The organism is Clostridioides sp. LIBA-2809, from assembly GCF_056688965.1.
This window is the reverse complement of record NZ_CP197004.1, coordinates 3,057,776-3,077,284: the sequence shown is the minus strand read 5'-3', so window position 1 is coordinate 3,077,284 and position 19,509 is coordinate 3,057,776. Positions and strand designations below refer to the sequence as shown.

The following is a 19,509-nucleotide window of genomic DNA, read 5'->3' as shown; positions in this document are numbered from 1 at the left end:
ATGAGTCAAGAATTATTACAGATAATCAAGAAAGCAGCAATGGACGCAGTAGAAACAAGCAATCCAATGACACTTGCATTTGGAACTATAGAAAGTCTTAATCCTTTGATAGTTAAAATAGAACAAAAAGCATCTTTTGAAGAATTTTTTTTAATACAAACAGATACATTCAAAAGATACACAGATAAAAAAATAGGAGATAAATTAGTATTAATTCGTATGCAAGGTGGGCAACAGTATTTAATATTAGATAGGATGTGATGAAGTGCTACCAACAGATAGTGTAGATTATGATATTGAAGATGTGTCGATTATAAACTTTAATGTAAGGCAAGAACCTAGTAAGACATTTAAACTTCATATAGAAAAAAACAGAGTAGATGGTATTTGTGATGATGTAGAAGCATTAAAACAGACCATTTTTTTAATTTTAAATACAGAGAGATACCAACATTTAATATATAGTTGGAACTATGGAGTTGAGTTAAATGATTTAATTGGAGAGCCTACATCTTTTGTAATACCAGAGTTAGAGAGAAGAATAACAGAAGCATTAGTACAGGATGATAGGATTGAAAATGTAGATAATTTTGAGTTTCAAAATATAAAGGGTAAACTACAATGTAAATTCACAGTTCACAGTAAATATGGGAATATAAAAGCAGAGAAGGTGGTGAATATTTAGTGTTTGAGTTAATGACTTTTGAAAACATAATTAAAAGAATGTTAGATAGTGTACCAGATACATTTGACAAGCGAGAAGGTTCTATAATTTACAATGCTCTTGCTCCTGTTGCAGTAGAATTATCTGAAACATACATTGCAATGGATGAATTACTAGACCAAACATTCGTAGATACTGCTAGTTACTATTATTTAGAGAAGAGATGTAAGGAAAGAGGAATTACACCTTTGCCAGCCACTAATACGATTGCTAAAGGCGTTTTCAATATAGATATTCCGCTTGATTCTAGGTTTAATCTAGGAGAGTACAATTATGTGGCAATTGAGAGAATATCTGAAAAAACATATAAAATGAAATGTGAAACTACTGGTTCTATTTTTGAGTTAGGGCAATTAATACCTATCGAATATATAGATGGTCTTGAAACTGCTGAGTTAACTGAAATACTAATTAATGGAGAAGATGAAGAAAGTGAAGATAGTTTGAGACAAAGATATTATGATAGTTTAAATTCTCAATCTTTTGGAGGTAATATTCAAAACTATAAGGATGAAGTTAATAAACTGCCTGACATCGGAGGAGTTAAAGTTTATCCTGTGTGGGACGGTGGAGGTACTGTTAAGTTAGTAATAATTAACTCTAACTTCAAAGTTCCATCTAGTGATTTAGTTAATTTAGTACAAGAAGAAATTGACCCTCTACAAAACCAAGGAGAAGGCTTAGGATTAGCACCGATTGGACACCAAGTAACTGTAGAGGGTGTGACAAGTACAATAATAAATGTATCAGCAGAAATAACATACAAGAGTGGATATACATGGGATAATATAAAATCAGTTGCAGAAGAAGCAATAGACGACTATTTAAATGAACTTAACATGAGCTGGGAAGATGAAGAAAACTTAATAGTTCGTATATCTCAGATAGAAACTCGTTTGTTAAGTATAGATGGAGTATTAGACATTGCAAATACTATGATAAATAGTATTGCATCCAATTTTAGTGTTGATAAAGATTCTATAGTAGTAAGAGGTGAGGTAGTTGGATAAAGAGATAAATCTAATAAGTTACTTACCGCAGATTTTACAGGATAAAGAAGAATATATAAAAGCATTTAATGCAGATAACAAAGAAATAAAGATACTACATGATAAATTAGAGGATGTCTTAAATGACCAGTTCTTAGAAGATTTAACTCCAAGTGGTATAAAAAGATGGGAAAAAATAATGTCTATAGTTCCTAAATCAAATGAGAGCCTAGAGGATAGAAGGTTTAGGATTTTCAGTAGATATATAAGCAAATTACCCTACTCAGAGAGATTTCTTAGGAACTGGTTAGATTCAATTGTTGGAGAAGGTAATTATGAGTTAACTATTAATAATTCTACTTATAATATACACCTGGAAAGTGATGCAAGGAATCAAGACTGGTTTGAGGAAGTTCATTCATTTGTAAGCAGCATCAAACCTTGCAACATGAGTTTTGACTACACTAGAATACTTATAAGTAAAGATAATTATATGAATTTTGGAATAACCACTTTAATGGGTCAAGAGATAACAATATATCCTTGGAGTCCACCAAACATAGAAACGTATGGAGAAATTGATATATTAACAGGAAATGGAGTTGGATACCAAGAAATAACAATATTTTAGGAGGTGATATATTGGCTATAGATAAAAGTTATTACACTATAATTACAAATGTAGGAAAGGCAAAGATAGCAAATGCAAGTGTTACAGGTAACAAAGTAGGGTTTGTAAAAATTCAACTTGGAGATGGTGGAGGAAGTGAGTATACTCCTACTGAAAGTCAGACAGAACTTAAAAATGTGGTATGGGAAGGCAACATCGGAAATACAACCACAGATGAAACTGCGCCAAACTGCATAATATTAGAGAGTTTAATACCATCAAATGTAGGTGGGTTTATGATAAGAGAAATAGGATATTTAGATGATGAAAATAATCTAATTGCAATCTCTAAATATAAAGAATGTTATAAACCTTCTATAGAACAAGGAGCAGTTGTTGATATGAAGGTTAAAACTGTGCTTATTGTATCTAATGTAAACAATATAGAACTTAAAATTGACCCAACAATTATATTTGCCACACTCAAAGATATACAGGATTTAGATGCTAAAATAGATGCTGTTGACACTAAAATTGATATAACTAAAACAGAGTTAACAAGTAACATAGAAACTGCTAAGACAGAGATTAACACTAAGATAGGAGATACAACATTACTTGAAACAACAGATAAAACAAATATAGTTAGTGCATTAAATGAGGTAAAAACTAGTGTAGATAGTATAGAAACAACAGCAGATAAAACAAGCATAAAAGATACAGATAACTTATTTGAAAGCGATACTGTAGAGGGAGCATTAAAAGAAGTGATGCAAGAAGTAAAAGGTAATAGAACTAGTATTATATCAAGTATAAATAATAATTTGATACCAATGTAAAAAGGAAGGTGATTTAAATGGGAGATTATAATGTTTATAGAACTGTTAGAAAAAGAAAAGGTTATTACTCTGAATATGATATTCATTCGACTACTTGCTCTTATACAAGAGAAGGTCCTTATAATACTACTTATTATGGTAGTTACAATTTAAGTAAATATAAAACTATTTCTATAACTGAAACTAAAGAATTTAGAATTAAGTCATATGAAGTTTATGGTTATATAAATGACAATAGAGTTGTGTATGAAGGTTATAATATGTACCAGTACACTACTGTTCAAATTGTTCCAAATCCATCTATATCCATAAATAATGATTTAGGTGTAATTGGCGATGCTTGCAGTATAAAATATAATATTTATGATAGCAATCCTGATGTTAGTTTTAAAATAACTGTAAAATTAAATGATGTCGTAATAAGTGAAAAAAATAATACAGTAGATTCTAATTACACTATAGATTTAACTGATGAACATTTATCTAATTTAGTATTTAATTCTGTAAATAATATAACTATTGAGCTTGGCACTGTTGCTGGTGGTAAAATGTTAGATAAAACTGTTACATTCACAAAAGGCAACACTAAACCAAAATTGAATATATCCTCTTATAACTCAACTACTGCAATATTTACAGCAATAGACGCAGATAATAATTTAAGTAAAATAGAGTGGTTCATTGATGATGTGTTAAAAGAAACAATAACAACAGATTTATATCTAGAAAAAACAATTAACTATGAACTTACAGATAATGCAATACACACACTTAAAATAGTAGCTACAGACGCAGAGAGTGCAAGTGTTGAGAAAGTTTTGAGTATAAGTAAAGAAATAATGCCACTTCAAACTGATTCAACTTTACAAGATATATCATCTAAGTTGGTAGAGATTGGAGAAGGATTTAAGAATGGAAAAACAAGTATTATAAATACTTTAGCACTTAAAAATATAGATGCAAATTTAAATAATACACTCGTTGAGTTATCAGAGAAGATTAAAACGAGCTTTGATAGTGGGGACGCTAGTTTACAGGATTTAATGAACCAGTTAACACAGGCTAATAATACTATAAGCCAGCTAAGTTCTCAATTTAAAGTAGCAGGTGGTACTTCTGTTGCACAAAGAAACGATGGAACTAAAATTGCTTATGAGTATAAAAGGTCTACAACTTCTAATTTTGGTGGATGGCTCAAAATTAATGGTTTAGCTTTTAAACCTAACATTTTTGTAGCTGACTGCGAATACTATGACAGTAAAAATAGAGTTGACTACAAATTTCTTACATTTGCTTGCTGCGGTTTTACTACAAGTGGTAAACAAGATTTTGTTGCTGTATCAATTTATAGTCACTCAAGTGGTAGCGATAAATATACTGGTGATGGTTTTATTTATAACAATAATGAAGGAGATGTATGGTTTAATGCTAATGGGGTTCAGGTTCCTGCTTATTTACCAGGTGGTAGTGGAAGTTTTACTTATACTTGGCGTGCTGTTAAATTTATGAATACTTAATAGGGGTGATAAAATGAATAGAGCAAATAGAATAATCTATGACCAAACAGGAAAAATATTGCTACAGACAGGAGAAGCAACAGGAGACGTATTAGAACATAATGAAATAACTGAATTGAATTGGATTGATATAGATTATGGAAGTGTAGATTACACTAAGAATAGGATTACAGGCATAAATACAGAAACTAAACAACCCATCTTAGAAGAAATACCAGTATATCTAACAGAAGAAGAAAAGAGAATACAAGAGTTAGAAAATCAAATTTTGTTAAACGAGAATGAAAAAGTAGGAGGATTATTATAATGAATATAAATAACATTGTAGTAAGAATATTAGCAGAAAGGATATTAAATGAAGGGCTAAACCCGTTGAAAAATCGAGTTTTTGAACTGGATGATGTAACTAATACAGAGTATAGAAAAGCGGTAGAGGATTATATTATAGAAAATAGTGGAGTAGTAGAAGGAGCAGAACCAACATTATAGAAGGTTCTTTTTTTATTCCTAAAAATATATAAATTCATTTACATTTTGCCTACACTTCATCTGCACTTTGCAGACGTTTATGGTTTTAAAATTAGGTACAATAAAACCATAAATTAAGAAAGAGGTGGATTAAATGGCAACAGTTTATGAATTTAATTATACAGGCAGTGAACAAAGTGTGACATTAAAACCAGGTAAATATAAACTTGAATGTTGGGGTGCTAGGGGTGGTGCTTATGGCACTCCACTTTCAAGTGGATTTCAATATGGCTATGGTGGTTATACTAGTGGTGAATTGATATTGAAAAAAGAAACTATTTTATATGTTTATGTTGGTTTAGATGGTAAAAAAGGCAATACTTTTAATGGCGGAGGATATGCTACTTCCTCAAGTGGAGGAGGAGCTACTGATATAAGACTTATTAATGGTGCTTGGGATAATCCACAAAGCTTATTATCACGTATAATTGTTGCTGGCGGTGGTGGTGGAACAATAGACAGATATAGAGGAGGCGATGGTGGTGGTTTAAAAGGTACTATTGGTAGAGATTTTAATAGTACTCCATCTCATGGTGGTACGCAATATGAAGGTGGCAAAGGTAGTCTCGATGATGGTAGTTGCGATGGTTTTTTTGGCAAAGGTGCTAAACCTGGCAATCCTTCTGGTTTTTCTGGCGGTGGTGGTGGCTGGTTTGGTGGTTCTCGTTCTAATGGTTCTGGTTATGGAAGTGGTGGTGGAAGTGGTTATGTTCTAACTAAAGATAGTTATAAACCAAAAGGGTATATTCCTACCTCTGAATATTATTTTGATAATGTAGTTATGACGACAGGTGGAAATACTGGTGGTTCTGGGGGCTATTCAGATGGTAAAGCAAAAATAACTTTACTACAAGCAATGCCATTTCTAACTATATCCTCTTATAACTCCACACAAGCAACATTTAAAGCTGACCACACAGATCCTGCATTATTAACTAAAATAGAAGTATTTATAGATGATGTACTAAAAGAAACTATAACAACAGATTTAACTCTTGAAAAAACAATTAACTACACATTAGAAGATAATGCACTACACACTCTTAAAATAGTTGTTACAGACAGTACTAATGCTACAGCAGAAAAAGTTATAAGTATAAGTAAAAATATAATGCCATTAGGTGATGATGCTAGTCTACAAGATATAGCAAGTAAAATTAGTGAAATGAAAGAAGGTTTAAAAAGTGGAAAAAGAAGTATTGTAAATGTATTAGCATTAAAAGATATAGATGCAAGTTTGAACAATACATTTGTTGAATTATCTGAAAAGGTAAAAGATTATTTTGATGGTGCAGATTATTTTTTCCAAGAGGCTAACAAAGGAAAAGAATTAATTGCAACTACCATTGGTTTGCCTGCAACAAAAGAAAATACTTATCAAGAATTATCAAGTTATATAACTGGATTTAAAAATACTATAGGTACATTGACTACTCAACTTGAAAGTGCTAGTAATAAACTGTCAGACCCTTATATTGCAAAAGTGAATAGCAAAGGTACTCCAAATACTTTTACAGTTGATTTTCGAATGTATCATCCATCATCATCATTTACTCGCAGAAGCACTTGTATCTATGTTGATGTTACTTTTATTCACTATACTACACCAGGAGATATGAGCACAGGTGTTCATAAAAGTGTTAAGTATGTTAAAACTGATAATAAAGATTTGAATAGTTATAGAATATTTTATGATGGTGATGGAACTCTTAGCTTAACTTATGAAAATGATTCTGTGAGAGTTGTTATACAAGGAGGTTATACAAATTCACCTAGCAGAAAGAAGTCTGATGTTTATTCTTATAATGTTCGCATGGTAAATACTTATTGGGATTAATGAAGATATTAAAACAAGTATAGGTGTTTGTATACAAATAGAATTAAATAAAAAGAGCTTAGACAATTCTAAGTTCTTTTTTGTGTAAGAAATAAGGAGGGTATATGGAAGAAATAAGCATAAATCTATTATGTGCAGTAGCAGGAGTGATAATATCCTACTTAGCATTTAGAAATAGTTCAAACAAAAAAATACAAGATGAAACAGAAACAACGACTAAGTTAGAACAACAAATAAATTTTTTATGCGAGAATGTAAGAGATATAAAACATGATATAACTAAGTTTAATGCTAGTTTTCTAGATATAAGCGAAAGAGTTGTAAAAGTAGAAGCAAGTACAAAACAAGCACATCTTAGAATTGATGAACTTGTAAAAAAAATAGGAGGATAAGAGATGGATAATTTAATAAGTTTCATACCCGAGCAGTTGCTAATTTTAGTAGCTGCTCTTTATGTTATAGGAGCAGGTTGTAAAAAGTATAAACAGTTAGATAACAAGTATATTCCAGTAGTGTTATTGATACTTGGGATAGGTTTCTCAGTATGGATGTTAGGATTAAGTGCTGATGCAGTCTTACAAGGAGTAATTTGTTGGGGTATATCAATAGGTATAAATCAAACTTACAAACAATTAAAGGAGGAAAATAAACAATGAAAATAGCAATAGTACCAGGTCATACACTAACAGGTAAAGGAACAGGAGCAGTTGGTTATATAGACGAAGGAAAAGAAAACAGAATACTAACTGACTTAATAGTAAAATGGTTAAAACAAGGTGGAGCAACTGTCTATGCAGGTAAGATAGATAAATCCAATAATTACTTAGCAGAACAATGTCAAATCGCTAATAAACAAGACATAGACTTAGCAGTACAAATTCATTTTAATGCAAATAGTACAACCTTAAATCCAATGGGTACAGAAACAATATATAAAACTAATAATGGCAAAGTGTATGCAAATAGAGTAAATGAAAGGTTAGCAACAGTATTTAAAAATAGAGGTGCCAAATTAGATGTAAGAGGCCTGTATTGGCTTAGTCATACAAAAGCACCAGCAATATTAATTGAAGTATGTTTCGTAGATAGTAAAGCAGATACAGATTACTATATTAAAAATAAAAATACAGTTGCAAAGCTAATAGCTGAGGGTATATTAAATAAGAAAATAGATAATATTGAGGTGAAACAAATGTATAAGCATACAGTAGTTTTCGAGGGAGAAGTTGACAAGGTATTAGCACAAATAATTAGTTGGAGTTATAAAGAAAATGAATGTAGAGTATGTGATATAAAAGATTATGTGCCAGGTCAGACGGAGAACTTATATGTTGTAGGTGGAGGAGCATGCAGCAAGATAGGGTCTATAACTAAAGAAAGATATACTATGATAAAAGGTAATGATAGATTTGATACACTTTATAAAGCATTAGATTTTATTAATAGATAAATTAGAAGGTAGCAACTAACTCCAGTTGCTACCTTCTTTTTTATGTCTATTTCTCTTTTTTCTTCCACACTATTTCATATCCTAATAAACTAGCTATTTTAAGTATCTCACTATACTTCATTGTTTCCTTATTTACTTTTTGTCTTAAATTTTCCACTGTATTTTCTTTATTATTACATTCATTTATTAAATCATTCAATTCATTCATGCTTATGCCTTCTTTTGCAAGAATACTTTTAAAATCATTTTTCCACATCATTTTATTTCACCTTCTTTAATTATATAATAACATAAATATGAAAAAAATCAAAGCAAATTATTAATTAATCAAAGAAATATATTTGAAAACCAAATAAATATCTTTGAAAAAGTGTTGACTTAGGTATTCATATAGATTAGATAAACAAAGGGGAATATAAAAAATAGACTACAACTATTTTGCAGTAGGGTGTCTCTTCATAAATAAGCGAAGTGTTAATTAGAGGAAGAATCACCAGAAGTGCCATTCAGGTGATTCTTAATTTTTTGCAATGTTTTTTAAACTCTTAAAATAAAAATGTTTGAAGTTTTTAGATTTTTTTGTTGTAAAGAGAAGCTTGTACAACTTATAATTAATTTAGGGTGTACTATCTGTGTAGTATGATAATATACAAATTAAAATTTGAAAGGAACAATAAAATATGCAACCATTTATTACAGCTGTTTCTTCTTGGTTTCTTAATAAGGATGAAAACGAACAACGATTTAAAATTATGTATGTAAAATCATTATTTTATATGATACTGATAGTATTGTTAGTTTGTAACTTTTTTTTTGGTAATACAGTGTCAGAGATAAAAAACTTTTTTGGTGATACAATTCTTAAATACCTATCATTATTTTTAACAATAGGATTACAATTCTTTACAGTACTTAGTTTAATTTCATTAATCTTATTTGCAATTTCAGCACTTTTAGATTATATTCATTGTAAGCTTATAGGAATTGAAAAAGATAATAATTTTATGAAACTTATAAAAGATAATAATTTTGCGAATTTAATATATGGTTCGTTTGATAGATTTAAATGTAGTCTTGAAGACATAATGATATTTCTAATAGCTGCATATATATTAGATTATGATGTTTTTATACAATATAAAAGTATTTATAATGAATCATTTTGGATATTATTATTAATTGTGATGTTTCTAGCTTTTATTATCTTTTCATTAGAAGGAATTATTAATCGCTTTTTTACATTAAAGTCCTGTATAAATTCTTTAAATAAAGAAGAAAAGCTTTCTCCACCAAAAAATGAGGATACAAACTTAAATGATGAGCTTCTTTTACTAAAAACTATGAATCAAAACCTGGAGAAAGAAATTCTTTTTCTAGAAGCTGAGAATAATAGATTAAGAGAAAAAGATTTAAGCTTAAAAGAGCAGGGTGCTACTGAAAAATATATATAAAATTTATAATAATGCTAATACAGAAATTAATTGCAAAAAAATTAAAAGTGATAGTGAAGGATATAAAAGAGACTATTTAATATAGTTATATTAAAATAATATTTTAAGGGGATTTGTTAATGAAAAAATTTTTAAAAGGGCTTGGTCTCTTTATTGTAGTGTTAGCAATAGTTGTTGGAACACCTATAGTAATAAATAAATATGTACCACCAAATAATAATGGGGCTTTATTTTCCTTTTTAGGAAGTTATTTAGGCGGAATTTTTGGAGGATTAGCAACTTTAATTGGGGTTTTGTATACTATCAAATCTAGTGATAAGTCAAGAAAAGAAGGAGAGGATAAGAAGGACCCATTTATAGTACCTTTGGAAAAAACATTACTAGTATGTAAAAATCCAGAAGATGAACATTTTAAAATAGAACATTTAGAAAATGATGTTAATTATGGAAGCGGTTCAATTTATATTGATTTTATGAACCTGGGTGAAGAACATGGTCTTTATGTTTCTATGGCTTGGAATCAACCAAGTAAAAAGGATAAGATTGATTTTTTTAACAAGTATAAAGAAAATCAGTATCTTGAAGCCGTGTTTAATTCAGTATGTGTTTCAACAAATCCAGATAAAAGAGAAAATATATTTCAAGTAATAAAATCATGCAAATTTGAAGAAATAAAGAAAACATATTTATTTGTGAGTTGGAATATGTTAATAATATTTTTAACAAAATATATTTCAATAAAAAATAAAGAGTTAAAGATTGATAAGAGCTACGAGAATATGCCATTAGGAGAACTTGAAATAAATTGTAAAAATGTTCAAGGAAAATTAGTGCAAAAAAAATATTCAATTTTAGGATATCTTTGTAATAGAACTATGGAAGAAAATGGAGAAGAAAGTTATCTTCTAAATCTTAGTTTTAAGTTAATTGATGAAAAATAATATTTGATAATTGTAAAATCATGTTATAATTAAAATGCAAGAATACATCTTGCAAGAAACTACAATCTAAGGGCGAAAGTTTTCAGAAATCACCTTCGTATGAAAGGGGGTGAGAACATAAAAACACTTATGTTTATACTTGTTATATCATATTACATTACTATTGTAATAAAATCAATTATATCAATAATAAAGTCTATAACAAAATTGTTGGATTCTATAAATAAACTTAAAAAATCCTTACATAAAGTGAAAAACCATCCTGATAATAATCAAGATGATTTCAACTAAAAAATATCGAAACTTCGCTCTGTATCACTAGATTGTAGTTTCTTTTTTTGTTTTTTATACGATTTTACACCTTTATTATATATTAAATTGACAATATTGACAATACTGACAATAGAATATAATTTTAATTTATTTTGCATATGGAATAAATTGAAAATATATTTAAACTTAATCCAATTGATTATAGAATCATATTAGTATAATATTTAAGTATATACAAATATACAGTTATTGACAAAAAGGAAGCGATATTATGTTGAATAAAAAATTGCCAGACTCAGAATTGAAACTCATGAAATTCATTTGGAATTTAGGATACAAAACTGTAATATCGAAGAATATTGCAGATGAGATAGAAAAAATATATGGCTGGAAGCATACAACTACAATTACACTTTTATCAAGATTAGTTAAAAAAGGTTTTTTAATCTCTCAAAGAATTGGAAAACATGTACACTATACAGTATTAGTAAAAGAAAAAGAATATTTGAAATTAGAAGGAAAAAGAATCTTTGGAGGTTTACATAATAATCCTCTATCAGAACTGATTTCAAAGCTACACGATGGAGAAGAAATAACAGAAGATAAAATAACAGAAATAGGAGAATGGATAAAAACTTGGAAAGATGAAGATTGATGTATAAAAAGGTAGCACTTATATTAAGAGCTACCTTTTTATTGTTGTTGATAATTTTGTGGATAAAATGTGGAAAAGTTATATAAAAATTGTGGATAAAATATTTTACTGACATCTAACTGACAAAAGTTAAAAAAATAAATAGTCTGAACATTAAAAAATATTGAAAAATAGCCATATATATAAAATAAAATAAATAAAAGTAACACTTTATATATGTTATTCTTTTTTTTATTAACAAAAACTGGTTAAATTGTTGACGGACAGTTAAAACTCTATTATCATAATAAGTGGATATCCAATATTTAGCTAAGTATTCAATGTACAAGGATGCTTAATTTAAAAAAATTATGGAGGGTAAATATTATGAAGAAAAAAATAGGTTTAGTGCCCAAACTAATCATCGGTATCATAGTCGGTATTTTAATCGGAAGTTATGCACCAGAAATACTTGTACAAATATTAGTAACAGTTAGTACTCTATTCTCAGCATTCCTAAAGTTTGTCATACCATTTATAATTATAGGGTTTGTAACAGCAGGTATAGCAGATTTAGCAACAGGAGCAGGAAAATTATTAGGAATAACTACAGCAATAGCATATGGTTCTACTCTAATTGCTGGGTTATTATCATTTGCAGTATCTATGCTAATTTTCCCAAATTTTATTGATGCAAGTGTAGCAAGTCAAATTGGAGACCCAGAAGCAGGAATGTTAGCTCCAATCTTCACAATTCCATTAGAGCCTATGGTGGATGTAACAGCAGCAATTGTGTTTGCATTTGTAATGGGACTTGGAATATCAGCTTTAAGAAATCATGGAAAGGGAGAAACTTTATTTAAATTCTTCCAAGAATTCCAAGAAATTGTGACGAAAACGTTGTCAACAGTAATTATACCTTTATTACCTTTATACATAGCAGGAACTTTTGCAAATATAACTATAGCAGGGCAAGTATGGACAATATTAGGGGTATTCTGGAAAGTTTATTTAGTGGTAATACCTTTACATTTTGTGTATATGGCATGTCAATTTACAGCATCAGGAATGTTTTCAGGAAAAAATCCAGTAAAAATGTTAAAAAATCAAATACCTGGATATTTAACAGCTATAGGTACTCAGTCTTCAGCAGCAACTATACCAGTTAACGTTGGTTGTGCAGAAAAAAATGGAGTAAGTAAGCAAATCAGAGAATTTGTTGTGCCTCTTTGTGCAACAATACATTTATCAGGTAGTATGATATCAATAACAGGATTCACAACAGCAGTTTTAATGATGAATGGTATGCCACATGGAATAGGTGTATTATTCCCTTATATTGCAATGTTAGGTATAGCAATGGTTGCAGCACCAGGAGCACCAGGGGGAGCTATAATGAGTGCACTTCCTTTCTTACCAATGGTTGGAATACCATCAGATGGTGGTCTTGCGAGCTTAATGATAGCTTTATACTTAACTCAAGATAGTTTTGGTACAGCATGTAATGTATCAGGAGATAATGCAATAGCAGCAGTTGTTGATAAAATAAATGATGGAATGAGTAAAAAAGGAAACAAAGAAAAGCAAAGTGCTTAGTTTGTTAATAAACGAAAATGAGTTATCTCGCATAGAGATAACTCATTTTTTATATTATATAGAGTTATAAAATAAAGTGATTTTTCTATTTGAAAATTGATTTAAGAGATGATATTAATAATTTGTTTTCATTAGGCTTTAGTATACATACTCTAAAGAAATATTCATCTAAACCTTCAAATGAATAACAATCTCTTATTATTATCTTTTGAGGAATTAATTTCTCACGAAGAGCTTTAGCAGTAAATTCCTTTGTTTTAATTTTACATAGTATGAAATTACCTTTAGTATCATACACATCTAAGTGCTTAATGTTTTTAAGTTCTTTAAGTAAATAATCTCTTTCAGTATTCATTAAAGAAATAGTGCTTGATATAAAATTTGAATCACTAAACATGATTTCTCCCATTTTGGAAGCTATTATATTTATATTCCATAAATCTAGATTTTTATTTATTTCAGTTTTAACATCAGTGTTAGATATAAGGCCATATCCAAGTCTTATGCCAGGTGTTGAAAAAAATTTTGATGTACCTCTTATAACAAATAAATTATGATAATCATCAACTAATTGAGTACAAGAGTATATGTCTGTATCAGTAAATTCTACATAAGTCTCATCAATCATCAAAAATGAGTCTGTGTTTTTTAAAATCTCTCTCACTTCTATTTTAGTAAATGCAAATCCAGTAGGATTGCTAGGGTTGCAGATTACAACCAAATCATAATCTTTAGAGTTAATAGTTTTTATAAGATTTTCTAAATTTACATGAAAATTATCCTCTTCTTTGGCAAAGTATTTATCTAGAGAACAATTAATTTTAGATAGCTCTTTTTCATATTCTGAATAAGCAGGAGAAAGTAAAAGTGCTTGTTTAGGGTTAATTGTATGTATAAATGATGAAATTAATTCTGTAGCTCCACTACCAAGTACTATATTATCTATAGAACATTTGCAGTAATTGGATATAGAAGTTTTTAAGTCTATGTAATCGGGGTCAGGATACATAGATACCATATCTATATTGTTTACAATGTACTGTTTGGCTAAACTTGATGTACCAAAAGGATTGATATTTGAACTAAAATCCATAAATTCTTCCTTTGAAAAGCCATACTTACTAGATAAACTATATAAATTAGCTCCATGATTTGTGCTCATAAAAGTACCTCCAAAAATAAAATTATATAATTGATAAAAATAACTGATTAATATATGTACATATAGATTATAATACAAAGGAATGTTTATTCCAAATTTTTAAGATAAAAAGCAAAAAAGTATGGATAAGCTGTTACTTTGAGTTCAAAAATGATGAAAAATATTTTAATTGATATTTTGGTATGCTATAATATATAGGTTAATAGATGGAAAGCGGGAGGATACAAGATGTACAAAATTACAGGAAAAATGTTGACAGAAGAACAAATAAAAGAAAAAGTTTATGAATTAGGTAAAAAGATAGAAGAAGATTTTAAAGGTGAAGATTTACTAGTAGTAGGTATCCTTAAAGGAGCTAGTGTATTTGTTTCAGATTTAATAAGATGTATAGATTTAGATGTAAATATAGATTTTATGAGTGTTACAAGTTATGGTAGTTCAACAGAATCTTCTGGAACAGTTAAAATATTAAAAGACTTAGATGTAGATATTGAAGGAAAGAATGTGTTAATTGTTGAAGATATAATAGATTCTGGATTGACATTAAGCAACCTGGTTGCAGCTTTAAAGACTAGAAGCCCAAAATGTTTAAAACTATGTACTTTACTTGATAAACCTCAAAGAAGAAAAGCTAATATACCTGTAGACTATGTGGGATTTGTTATTGAAGATAAATTTATTGTTGGCTATGGAATAGATTATGCTGAGAAGTATAGAAATTTGCCTTATATAGGTATAGTTGAGGATGTAGAATAAGACTTAAATGTGAATTAAAAGCACTAATCTCTAAGGGAGTTAGTGCTTTTTAATTAAGTATATAAAATTTTAGTGAAGGAGACATCTATATGGATATTCAATTAAGTATATTATTATTTTTCCAAAATTTAAGAAATCCAATTTTGAACTTTATATTTCTTGTATTCACAATAAGTACAGAAGCACCACTATTAATATTAATTACAACAATCATTTACTGGTGTATAAATAAAAAATGCGGACAGAAAATATTGTTTGCTATAATTGGAAACTTCGTTGTAAATTTAGGAATCAAAGAATTTGTAAAAGCACCCAGACCAATAGGAATAAAAGGTCTTGAATCATTGAGAGTTTCTACTGCTGGTGGTTACTCTTTCCCAAGTGCTCATACTCAAACTGCAACTACATTTTGGGTTAGCATTATGACTATATTTAAAAATAGATATATTCACTTAATAGGTGCAGTAATGGTCTTAGGCGTTGGATTTTCTAGACTATATTTGGCAGTTCATTGGCCTATAGACGTAATAGCTGGCTGGATATTAGGTATATTTTTTACAGTAATATTTGTAAAAATATTTGACTATATCGATGATAATAAAAATTATATTTTTCTTGTAACTTTACTAATACCATTTGTAATAGTAGCTATATTTCTAAATAGTCCTGAGTATTTTGAAAAATTTGGTATTATAGTAGGGTTTGTGTTTGGATATATAGTTGAAGATATATTTGTTAAATTTAATACAGATAATAATACAAAAAAAATTAATTTTAGTAGTAAAAATAAAAACAGTAAAAATATAATATTTTCAAGAATATGTAGGTTTTTGATTGGGATAGTAACAATAGGCATGTTATATATTGGTATTAAAGTATTTATTTCAATGTTAATTGTTTCTTTAAATCTAAGTGATTCCAATGTGAGTATAATTTTTATGAACTTTATAAAGAATACTGTAGTTGTTTTTTATGGAGTAGCAGGAGCTCCTGCATTATTTAAACTTTTGAAATTAAATTAAATTATTAAATTAATAGTTTAATTTAAAAAATTAAGGGAAGAAGAGAGTGATTATTTGAAAAAGGTAGTAGTAATAGGTGGAGGACCAGCAGGGATGATAGCAGCATCAACTGCATGTGAAAGAGGATTTGACGTAACATTAATTGAGAAAAATTATAAATTAGGTAAAAAACTTTCGATAACAGGAAAAGGTAGATGTAATATAACTAATGCTTGTGATATAGAAGAACTAATAGAAAATGTTCCTACAAATGGAAAGTTTTTATATAGTGCTTTTTATACTTTTACAAATGATGATGTAATAAGTATGTTTAATAATCTTGGTGTAAAAACTAAAACAGAAAGAGGAAAAAGAGTGTTTCCAGAAAGTGATAAAGCATTTGATGTTGTAAAGGCTCTTGAAAAACAACTTAAAAACAAGAAAGTAGATATATTATTAAATTCGAAAGTAGAAAAAATAATATCTAAAAATAATAAAATTGAAAAAGTAGTTCTAGCCAATAAAAAAGAAATCAAGTGCGACTCAGTTATAGTAGCAACTGGAGGATTAAGTTATCCACTTACTGGTTCTACTGGTGATGGATATAAATTTGCTGCTTCTCAGGGACACACTATTGTAGATACAAAGCCATCTTTAATTGGTATTGAAATACAAGAAAGCTTTATAAAAGATTTGGAAAAATTATCATTAAGAAATGTTGAGATAAGAGTATTTAATAGCAAACAAAAGAAAGTTTATAGTGATTTTGGAGAACTTGAATTTACTAAGTTTGGCTTAGATGGACCTATAATAAAATCTGCAAGTTGTAGAATGAAAGATACAACTAAAGAAAATTACACTATATTGTTGGATTTAAAACCAGCATTAGACGAAGAAAAGCTGGATAAAAGAGTTCAAAAAGATTTCACAAAGTATACAAATAAAAAATTTGAAAAAGCATTGGACGATTTACTTCCAAAAAAACTTATACCTGTAATAATAAATTTAAGTGATATTAATCCAGATACAGTTGTTCACCAAATTTCTAGAGAACAGCGAAAAAACTTAGTTCATTTACTAAAAAATTTAAAGTTTACTGTAAAAAGATACAGACCTATTGATGAAGCTATAATAACTTCTGGTGGTGTAAAAGTAAATGAGATAAATGCAAGTACAATGGAGTCAAAATTAGTAGAAGGTCTATTTTTTGCTGGAGAGATAATAGATATAGATGCATATACAGGAGGATTCAATTTACAAATAGCTTTTTCTACTGGATATTTAGCAGGCTTTAATTGCTAAAAATTACCTGAATTAAAAATGTTTAAAATCACATAATATTATCAGCAACACAAAATAAATTAAACAGAAGGAAGGTAATCAACATGGCAAGTAACAATAACAACAACAGAACAGTAGTACCAGGAGCAAAAGAGGCTTTAAACCAAATGAAATTAGAAATAGCTAATGAACTTGGTATGAGTAATTATCAACAAGTTGATAAAGGAAACCTTACTGCAAGAGAAAATGGTTATGTAGGTGGATACATGACTAAAAAATTAGTTGAAATGGCTGAACAGCAAATGGCTGGAAAAAGCAACAGATAGTTAATAAATAATTATTTATAACTATTAGGCTATTAGTTTAGCTAAAGCTATCTCAAATATAGAAAGTAATTTCTAAATTGAGATAGCTTTTTTTTTATTAAATTTTACATAGGTGCATTTTTATGTAATAAATTTTAGGAATTTGGATAAAATAATACAAATGAATATGTTACATAAGGAGTGATGTAAAATGAGTAGCGTAAATTTTGAGGATTTAAAAAACAAATTTATTAATAGTGACTTAGATGAAAAGATAAGAATATACACAACAACAGAAGGTCTATCAGTAGAACAATTCAAAGAGCTATTGAGATATTATCCAATACAACATTTATCTAAATTAGAAAAAGCTCTTGGATAATAATCTTTGATTAAAAAATTAAAAGGCAATTTATTTAATATTAAAAATAGTTTTTATTAAATAAATTGCCTTTTTATAATAATTTTATATTATCATACTTTTGATATATAATTATAGATTCTCTCATTTCCAAGCTCAATAGAACCAGTATTAATAAGAGTAACGATTCCTTCTATATCCTTAGAAGTTAAGTATTTATATGGAATCAATAAATTATAACCAGTATCATTTAGTAAGTTTTTTAATTGGATTACTTGAGAGATGTTGAAACACTCTACAGACTTAGTAAATTTTTTTCTAGAGTTAGATAAATTTTCATTTTGTATTTTTATCAAAGTTTCTATATAGTCTATATAAGATAATTTAAAGTCGTACTCCTTGACTATTTTTTCATCAAGTATATTACTAATAAAACCTTGAGATAATATATTATCTGCAAATTTATCTGCGGTTAATTTACCAGATGTTATACCTTTTTGGTATTTCCTAAGTATTTTTTTAGTATAGCAGTATATTTTATTTCTTGTTTCTAAATCAAGTTGTTCTATTTGCACACAACCACTTCCTTCTAATTGTAAAAATATTTATTTTAAAAAATTTATACTTAGCCTATAAAGTTTTACTAACTTATTTACAATAAATACTAAATTATAAAATATTTGTTATTTTTTATTATTACCAAGTATAAAAAATATTATAATTGTAAAACTTACAAATATATGTAAAATATTTAGGAGTGATGAAAATGTTAAATGGGATAATAAAGCTTTTTTATTCTGAAATTGTAAAAACAAAGATTAATAATTTAGATTCAAGTGGATATTCTTTAAGAGATGAATGTAAAGAAATCAGAAATATAACTTTAAAAATAGACAGCGTATTTTTTAAACTTTTAAAGTTAGTTTTTGGTTCAATATTACTTATGCTAGCATTTAATTTAAATTTGGTTTTAGGTATAGGAGTGTTTTTAATTGGTGTGGTTTATATTCTATATAAGAGAAATATGGAAGAACAAGTAAAAGAACATATAAATAATGTAAAGAATAATATAGACATCTCTAAAATTACTTTTATGGATGAAAAAGGAAGAACAGGTCTAAATGCACTAATTACATTGCTTCTTATAGGATTATTGACAGGATTTAACTGGATATTAGTTGCTAGTTTTGTCGTTGTTTTTGTTTTTACTATAAAGAATGTATGTTAAAATACTAATAAATAGTTTAATATATA

Annotated in this window: 26 protein-coding genes; 23 read left to right on the top strand and 3 right to left on the bottom strand. The window is 28.2% G+C overall.

Features of this window, described 5'->3' with window-relative positions:
• The 12 genes from ACTG44_RS14585 (at position 1) to ACTG44_RS14530 (ending at position 8,494) form a co-directional block, all read left to right on the top strand.
• Complete coding sequence (locus tag ACTG44_RS14585; RefSeq protein WP_479920697.1) at positions 1-261, top strand: DUF2577 domain-containing protein; 261 nt, start codon at positions 1-3, stop codon at positions 259-261.
• Positions 262-265: 4 nt separating this feature from the next.
• The gene (locus tag ACTG44_RS14580) at positions 266-685 is read left to right on the top strand and encodes a DUF2634 domain-containing protein (RefSeq protein WP_479920696.1); all 420 of its coding nucleotides are present in this window, start codon (positions 266-268) and stop codon (positions 683-685) included.
• Entirely contained in the window at positions 685-1,734 is a 1,050-nt protein-coding gene (locus tag ACTG44_RS14575) for a baseplate J/gp47 family protein (RefSeq protein WP_479920695.1), read from the top strand. Before ACTG44_RS14580 ends, ACTG44_RS14575 begins: the two co-directional genes overlap by 1 nt.
• Positions 1,727-2,344, top strand: coding sequence for a YmfQ family protein (locus ACTG44_RS14570; protein WP_479920694.1), 618 nt, complete (start codon positions 1,727-1,729; stop codon positions 2,342-2,344). The genes ACTG44_RS14575 and ACTG44_RS14570 overlap by 8 nt, the downstream gene beginning before the upstream one ends.
• A gap of 11 nt (positions 2,345-2,355) precedes the next feature.
• Positions 2,356-3,162: a phage tail protein gene (locus ACTG44_RS14565; RefSeq protein WP_479920693.1), complete on the top strand. Its 807-nt coding sequence runs from the start codon at positions 2,356-2,358 to the stop codon at positions 3,160-3,162.
• A 17-nt stretch (positions 3,163-3,179) separates the two neighbouring features.
• The gene (locus ACTG44_RS14560) at positions 3,180-4,679 is read left to right on the top strand and encodes a DUF1433 domain-containing protein (protein ID WP_479920692.1); all 1,500 of its coding nucleotides are present in this window, start codon (positions 3,180-3,182) and stop codon (positions 4,677-4,679) included.
• Between the two features lie 13 nt (positions 4,680-4,692).
• Positions 4,693-4,986, top strand: coding sequence for a hypothetical protein (locus ACTG44_RS14555; RefSeq protein ID WP_479920691.1), 294 nt, complete (start codon positions 4,693-4,695; stop codon positions 4,984-4,986).
• On the top strand, positions 4,986-5,168 hold the full coding sequence (locus ACTG44_RS14550; RefSeq protein WP_479920690.1) for a hypothetical protein: 183 nt from the start codon (positions 4,986-4,988) through the stop codon (positions 5,166-5,168). The genes ACTG44_RS14555 and ACTG44_RS14550 overlap by 1 nt, the downstream gene beginning before the upstream one ends.
• 133 nt (positions 5,169-5,301) lie before the next feature.
• Positions 5,302-7,044: a glycine rich domain-containing protein gene (locus ACTG44_RS14545; RefSeq protein ID WP_479920689.1), complete on the top strand. Its 1,743-nt coding sequence runs from the start codon at positions 5,302-5,304 to the stop codon at positions 7,042-7,044.
• 104 nt (positions 7,045-7,148) lie between these two features.
• Positions 7,149-7,436 carry a hypothetical protein gene (locus ACTG44_RS14540; protein ID WP_143476988.1) on the top strand — a complete coding sequence of 96 codons (288 nt, stop codon included), beginning with the start codon at positions 7,149-7,151 and terminating at the stop codon, positions 7,434-7,436.
• A gap of 3 nt (positions 7,437-7,439) precedes the next feature.
• Entirely contained in the window at positions 7,440-7,700 is a 261-nt protein-coding gene (locus tag ACTG44_RS14535; RefSeq protein ID WP_479920688.1) for a phage holin family protein, read from the top strand.
• The gene (locus ACTG44_RS14530; RefSeq protein ID WP_479920687.1) at positions 7,697-8,494 is read left to right on the top strand and encodes an N-acetylmuramoyl-L-alanine amidase; all 798 of its coding nucleotides are present in this window, start codon (positions 7,697-7,699) and stop codon (positions 8,492-8,494) included. Before ACTG44_RS14535 ends, ACTG44_RS14530 begins: the two co-directional genes overlap by 4 nt.
• A 46-nt stretch (positions 8,495-8,540) precedes the next feature.
• Here the strand turns inward: ACTG44_RS14530 and ACTG44_RS14525 are convergent, their stop codons facing one another.
• Positions 8,541-8,753, bottom strand: a complete 213-nt coding sequence (locus ACTG44_RS14525) for a hypothetical protein (protein ID WP_227845374.1) — start codon at positions 8,751-8,753, stop codon at positions 8,541-8,543.
• A 421-nt stretch (positions 8,754-9,174) separates the two neighbouring features.
• Between ACTG44_RS14525 and ACTG44_RS14520 the strand changes: the two genes are divergently transcribed.
• From ACTG44_RS14520 to ACTG44_RS14500, 5 genes are all read left to right on the top strand, one after another.
• Positions 9,175-9,945, top strand: a complete 771-nt coding sequence (locus tag ACTG44_RS14520; RefSeq protein ID WP_479920686.1) for a bZIP transcription factor — start codon at positions 9,175-9,177, stop codon at positions 9,943-9,945.
• Between the two features lie 119 nt (positions 9,946-10,064).
• On the top strand, positions 10,065-10,886 hold the full coding sequence (locus tag ACTG44_RS14515) for a hypothetical protein (protein ID WP_479920685.1): 822 nt from the start codon (positions 10,065-10,067) through the stop codon (positions 10,884-10,886).
• Positions 10,887-10,985: 99 nt separating this feature from the next.
• Complete coding sequence (locus ACTG44_RS14510) at positions 10,986-11,177, top strand: hypothetical protein (protein WP_479920684.1); 192 nt, start codon at positions 10,986-10,988, stop codon at positions 11,175-11,177.
• A gap of 253 nt (positions 11,178-11,430) precedes the next feature.
• Positions 11,431-11,814, top strand: coding sequence for a BlaI/MecI/CopY family transcriptional regulator (locus tag ACTG44_RS14505; RefSeq protein WP_479920683.1), 384 nt, complete (start codon positions 11,431-11,433; stop codon positions 11,812-11,814).
• A 366-nt stretch (positions 11,815-12,180) separates the two neighbouring features.
• Complete coding sequence (locus ACTG44_RS14500; RefSeq protein WP_021385368.1) at positions 12,181-13,389, top strand: dicarboxylate/amino acid:cation symporter; 1,209 nt, start codon at positions 12,181-12,183, stop codon at positions 13,387-13,389.
• A gap of 85 nt (positions 13,390-13,474) precedes the next feature.
• Here ACTG44_RS14500 and ACTG44_RS14495 read toward each other — a convergent pair whose 3' ends face one another.
• On the bottom strand, positions 13,475-14,551 hold the full coding sequence (locus ACTG44_RS14495) for a pyridoxal phosphate-dependent aminotransferase (protein WP_479920682.1): 1,077 nt from the start codon (positions 14,549-14,551) through the stop codon (positions 13,475-13,477).
• A 228-nt stretch (positions 14,552-14,779) separates the two neighbouring features.
• On the opposite strand from ACTG44_RS14495, the gene hpt reads away from it, so the two are divergent.
• The 5 genes from hpt (at position 14,780) to ACTG44_RS14470 (ending at position 18,276) form a co-directional block, all read left to right on the top strand.
• Positions 14,780-15,307, top strand: coding sequence for a hypoxanthine phosphoribosyltransferase (gene hpt, locus ACTG44_RS14490; RefSeq protein WP_044213776.1), 528 nt, complete (start codon positions 14,780-14,782; stop codon positions 15,305-15,307).
• A gap of 89 nt (positions 15,308-15,396) precedes the next feature.
• Positions 15,397-16,329, top strand: coding sequence for a phosphatase PAP2 family protein (locus tag ACTG44_RS14485; protein ID WP_479920681.1), 933 nt, complete (start codon positions 15,397-15,399; stop codon positions 16,327-16,329).
• 54 nt (positions 16,330-16,383) lie between these two features.
• Positions 16,384-17,610 (top strand): BaiN/RdsA family NAD(P)/FAD-dependent oxidoreductase, encoded by a 1,227-nt coding sequence (locus ACTG44_RS14480; RefSeq protein WP_021385378.1) that lies wholly within the window; start codon positions 16,384-16,386, stop codon positions 17,608-17,610.
• Between the two features lie 83 nt (positions 17,611-17,693).
• On the top strand, positions 17,694-17,915 hold the full coding sequence (locus ACTG44_RS14475) for an alpha/beta-type small acid-soluble spore protein (protein ID WP_003416009.1): 222 nt from the start codon (positions 17,694-17,696) through the stop codon (positions 17,913-17,915).
• A gap of 190 nt (positions 17,916-18,105) precedes the next feature.
• On the top strand, positions 18,106-18,276 hold the full coding sequence (locus ACTG44_RS14470) for a hypothetical protein (RefSeq protein ID WP_021385572.1): 171 nt from the start codon (positions 18,106-18,108) through the stop codon (positions 18,274-18,276).
• A 92-nt stretch (positions 18,277-18,368) separates the two neighbouring features.
• Here ACTG44_RS14470 and ACTG44_RS14465 read toward each other — a convergent pair whose 3' ends face one another.
• Positions 18,369-18,830: a hypothetical protein gene (locus tag ACTG44_RS14465; RefSeq protein WP_021385554.1), complete on the bottom strand. Its 462-nt coding sequence runs from the start codon at positions 18,828-18,830 to the stop codon at positions 18,369-18,371.
• 191 nt (positions 18,831-19,021) lie between these two features.
• On the opposite strand from ACTG44_RS14465, the gene ACTG44_RS14460 reads away from it, so the two are divergent.
• A complete protein-coding gene (locus tag ACTG44_RS14460) occupies positions 19,022-19,483 on the top strand; it encodes a hypothetical protein (protein ID WP_021385435.1) in 462 nt (153 codons plus the stop codon).
• The last annotated feature ends 26 nt before the right edge of the window (positions 19,484-19,509 follow it).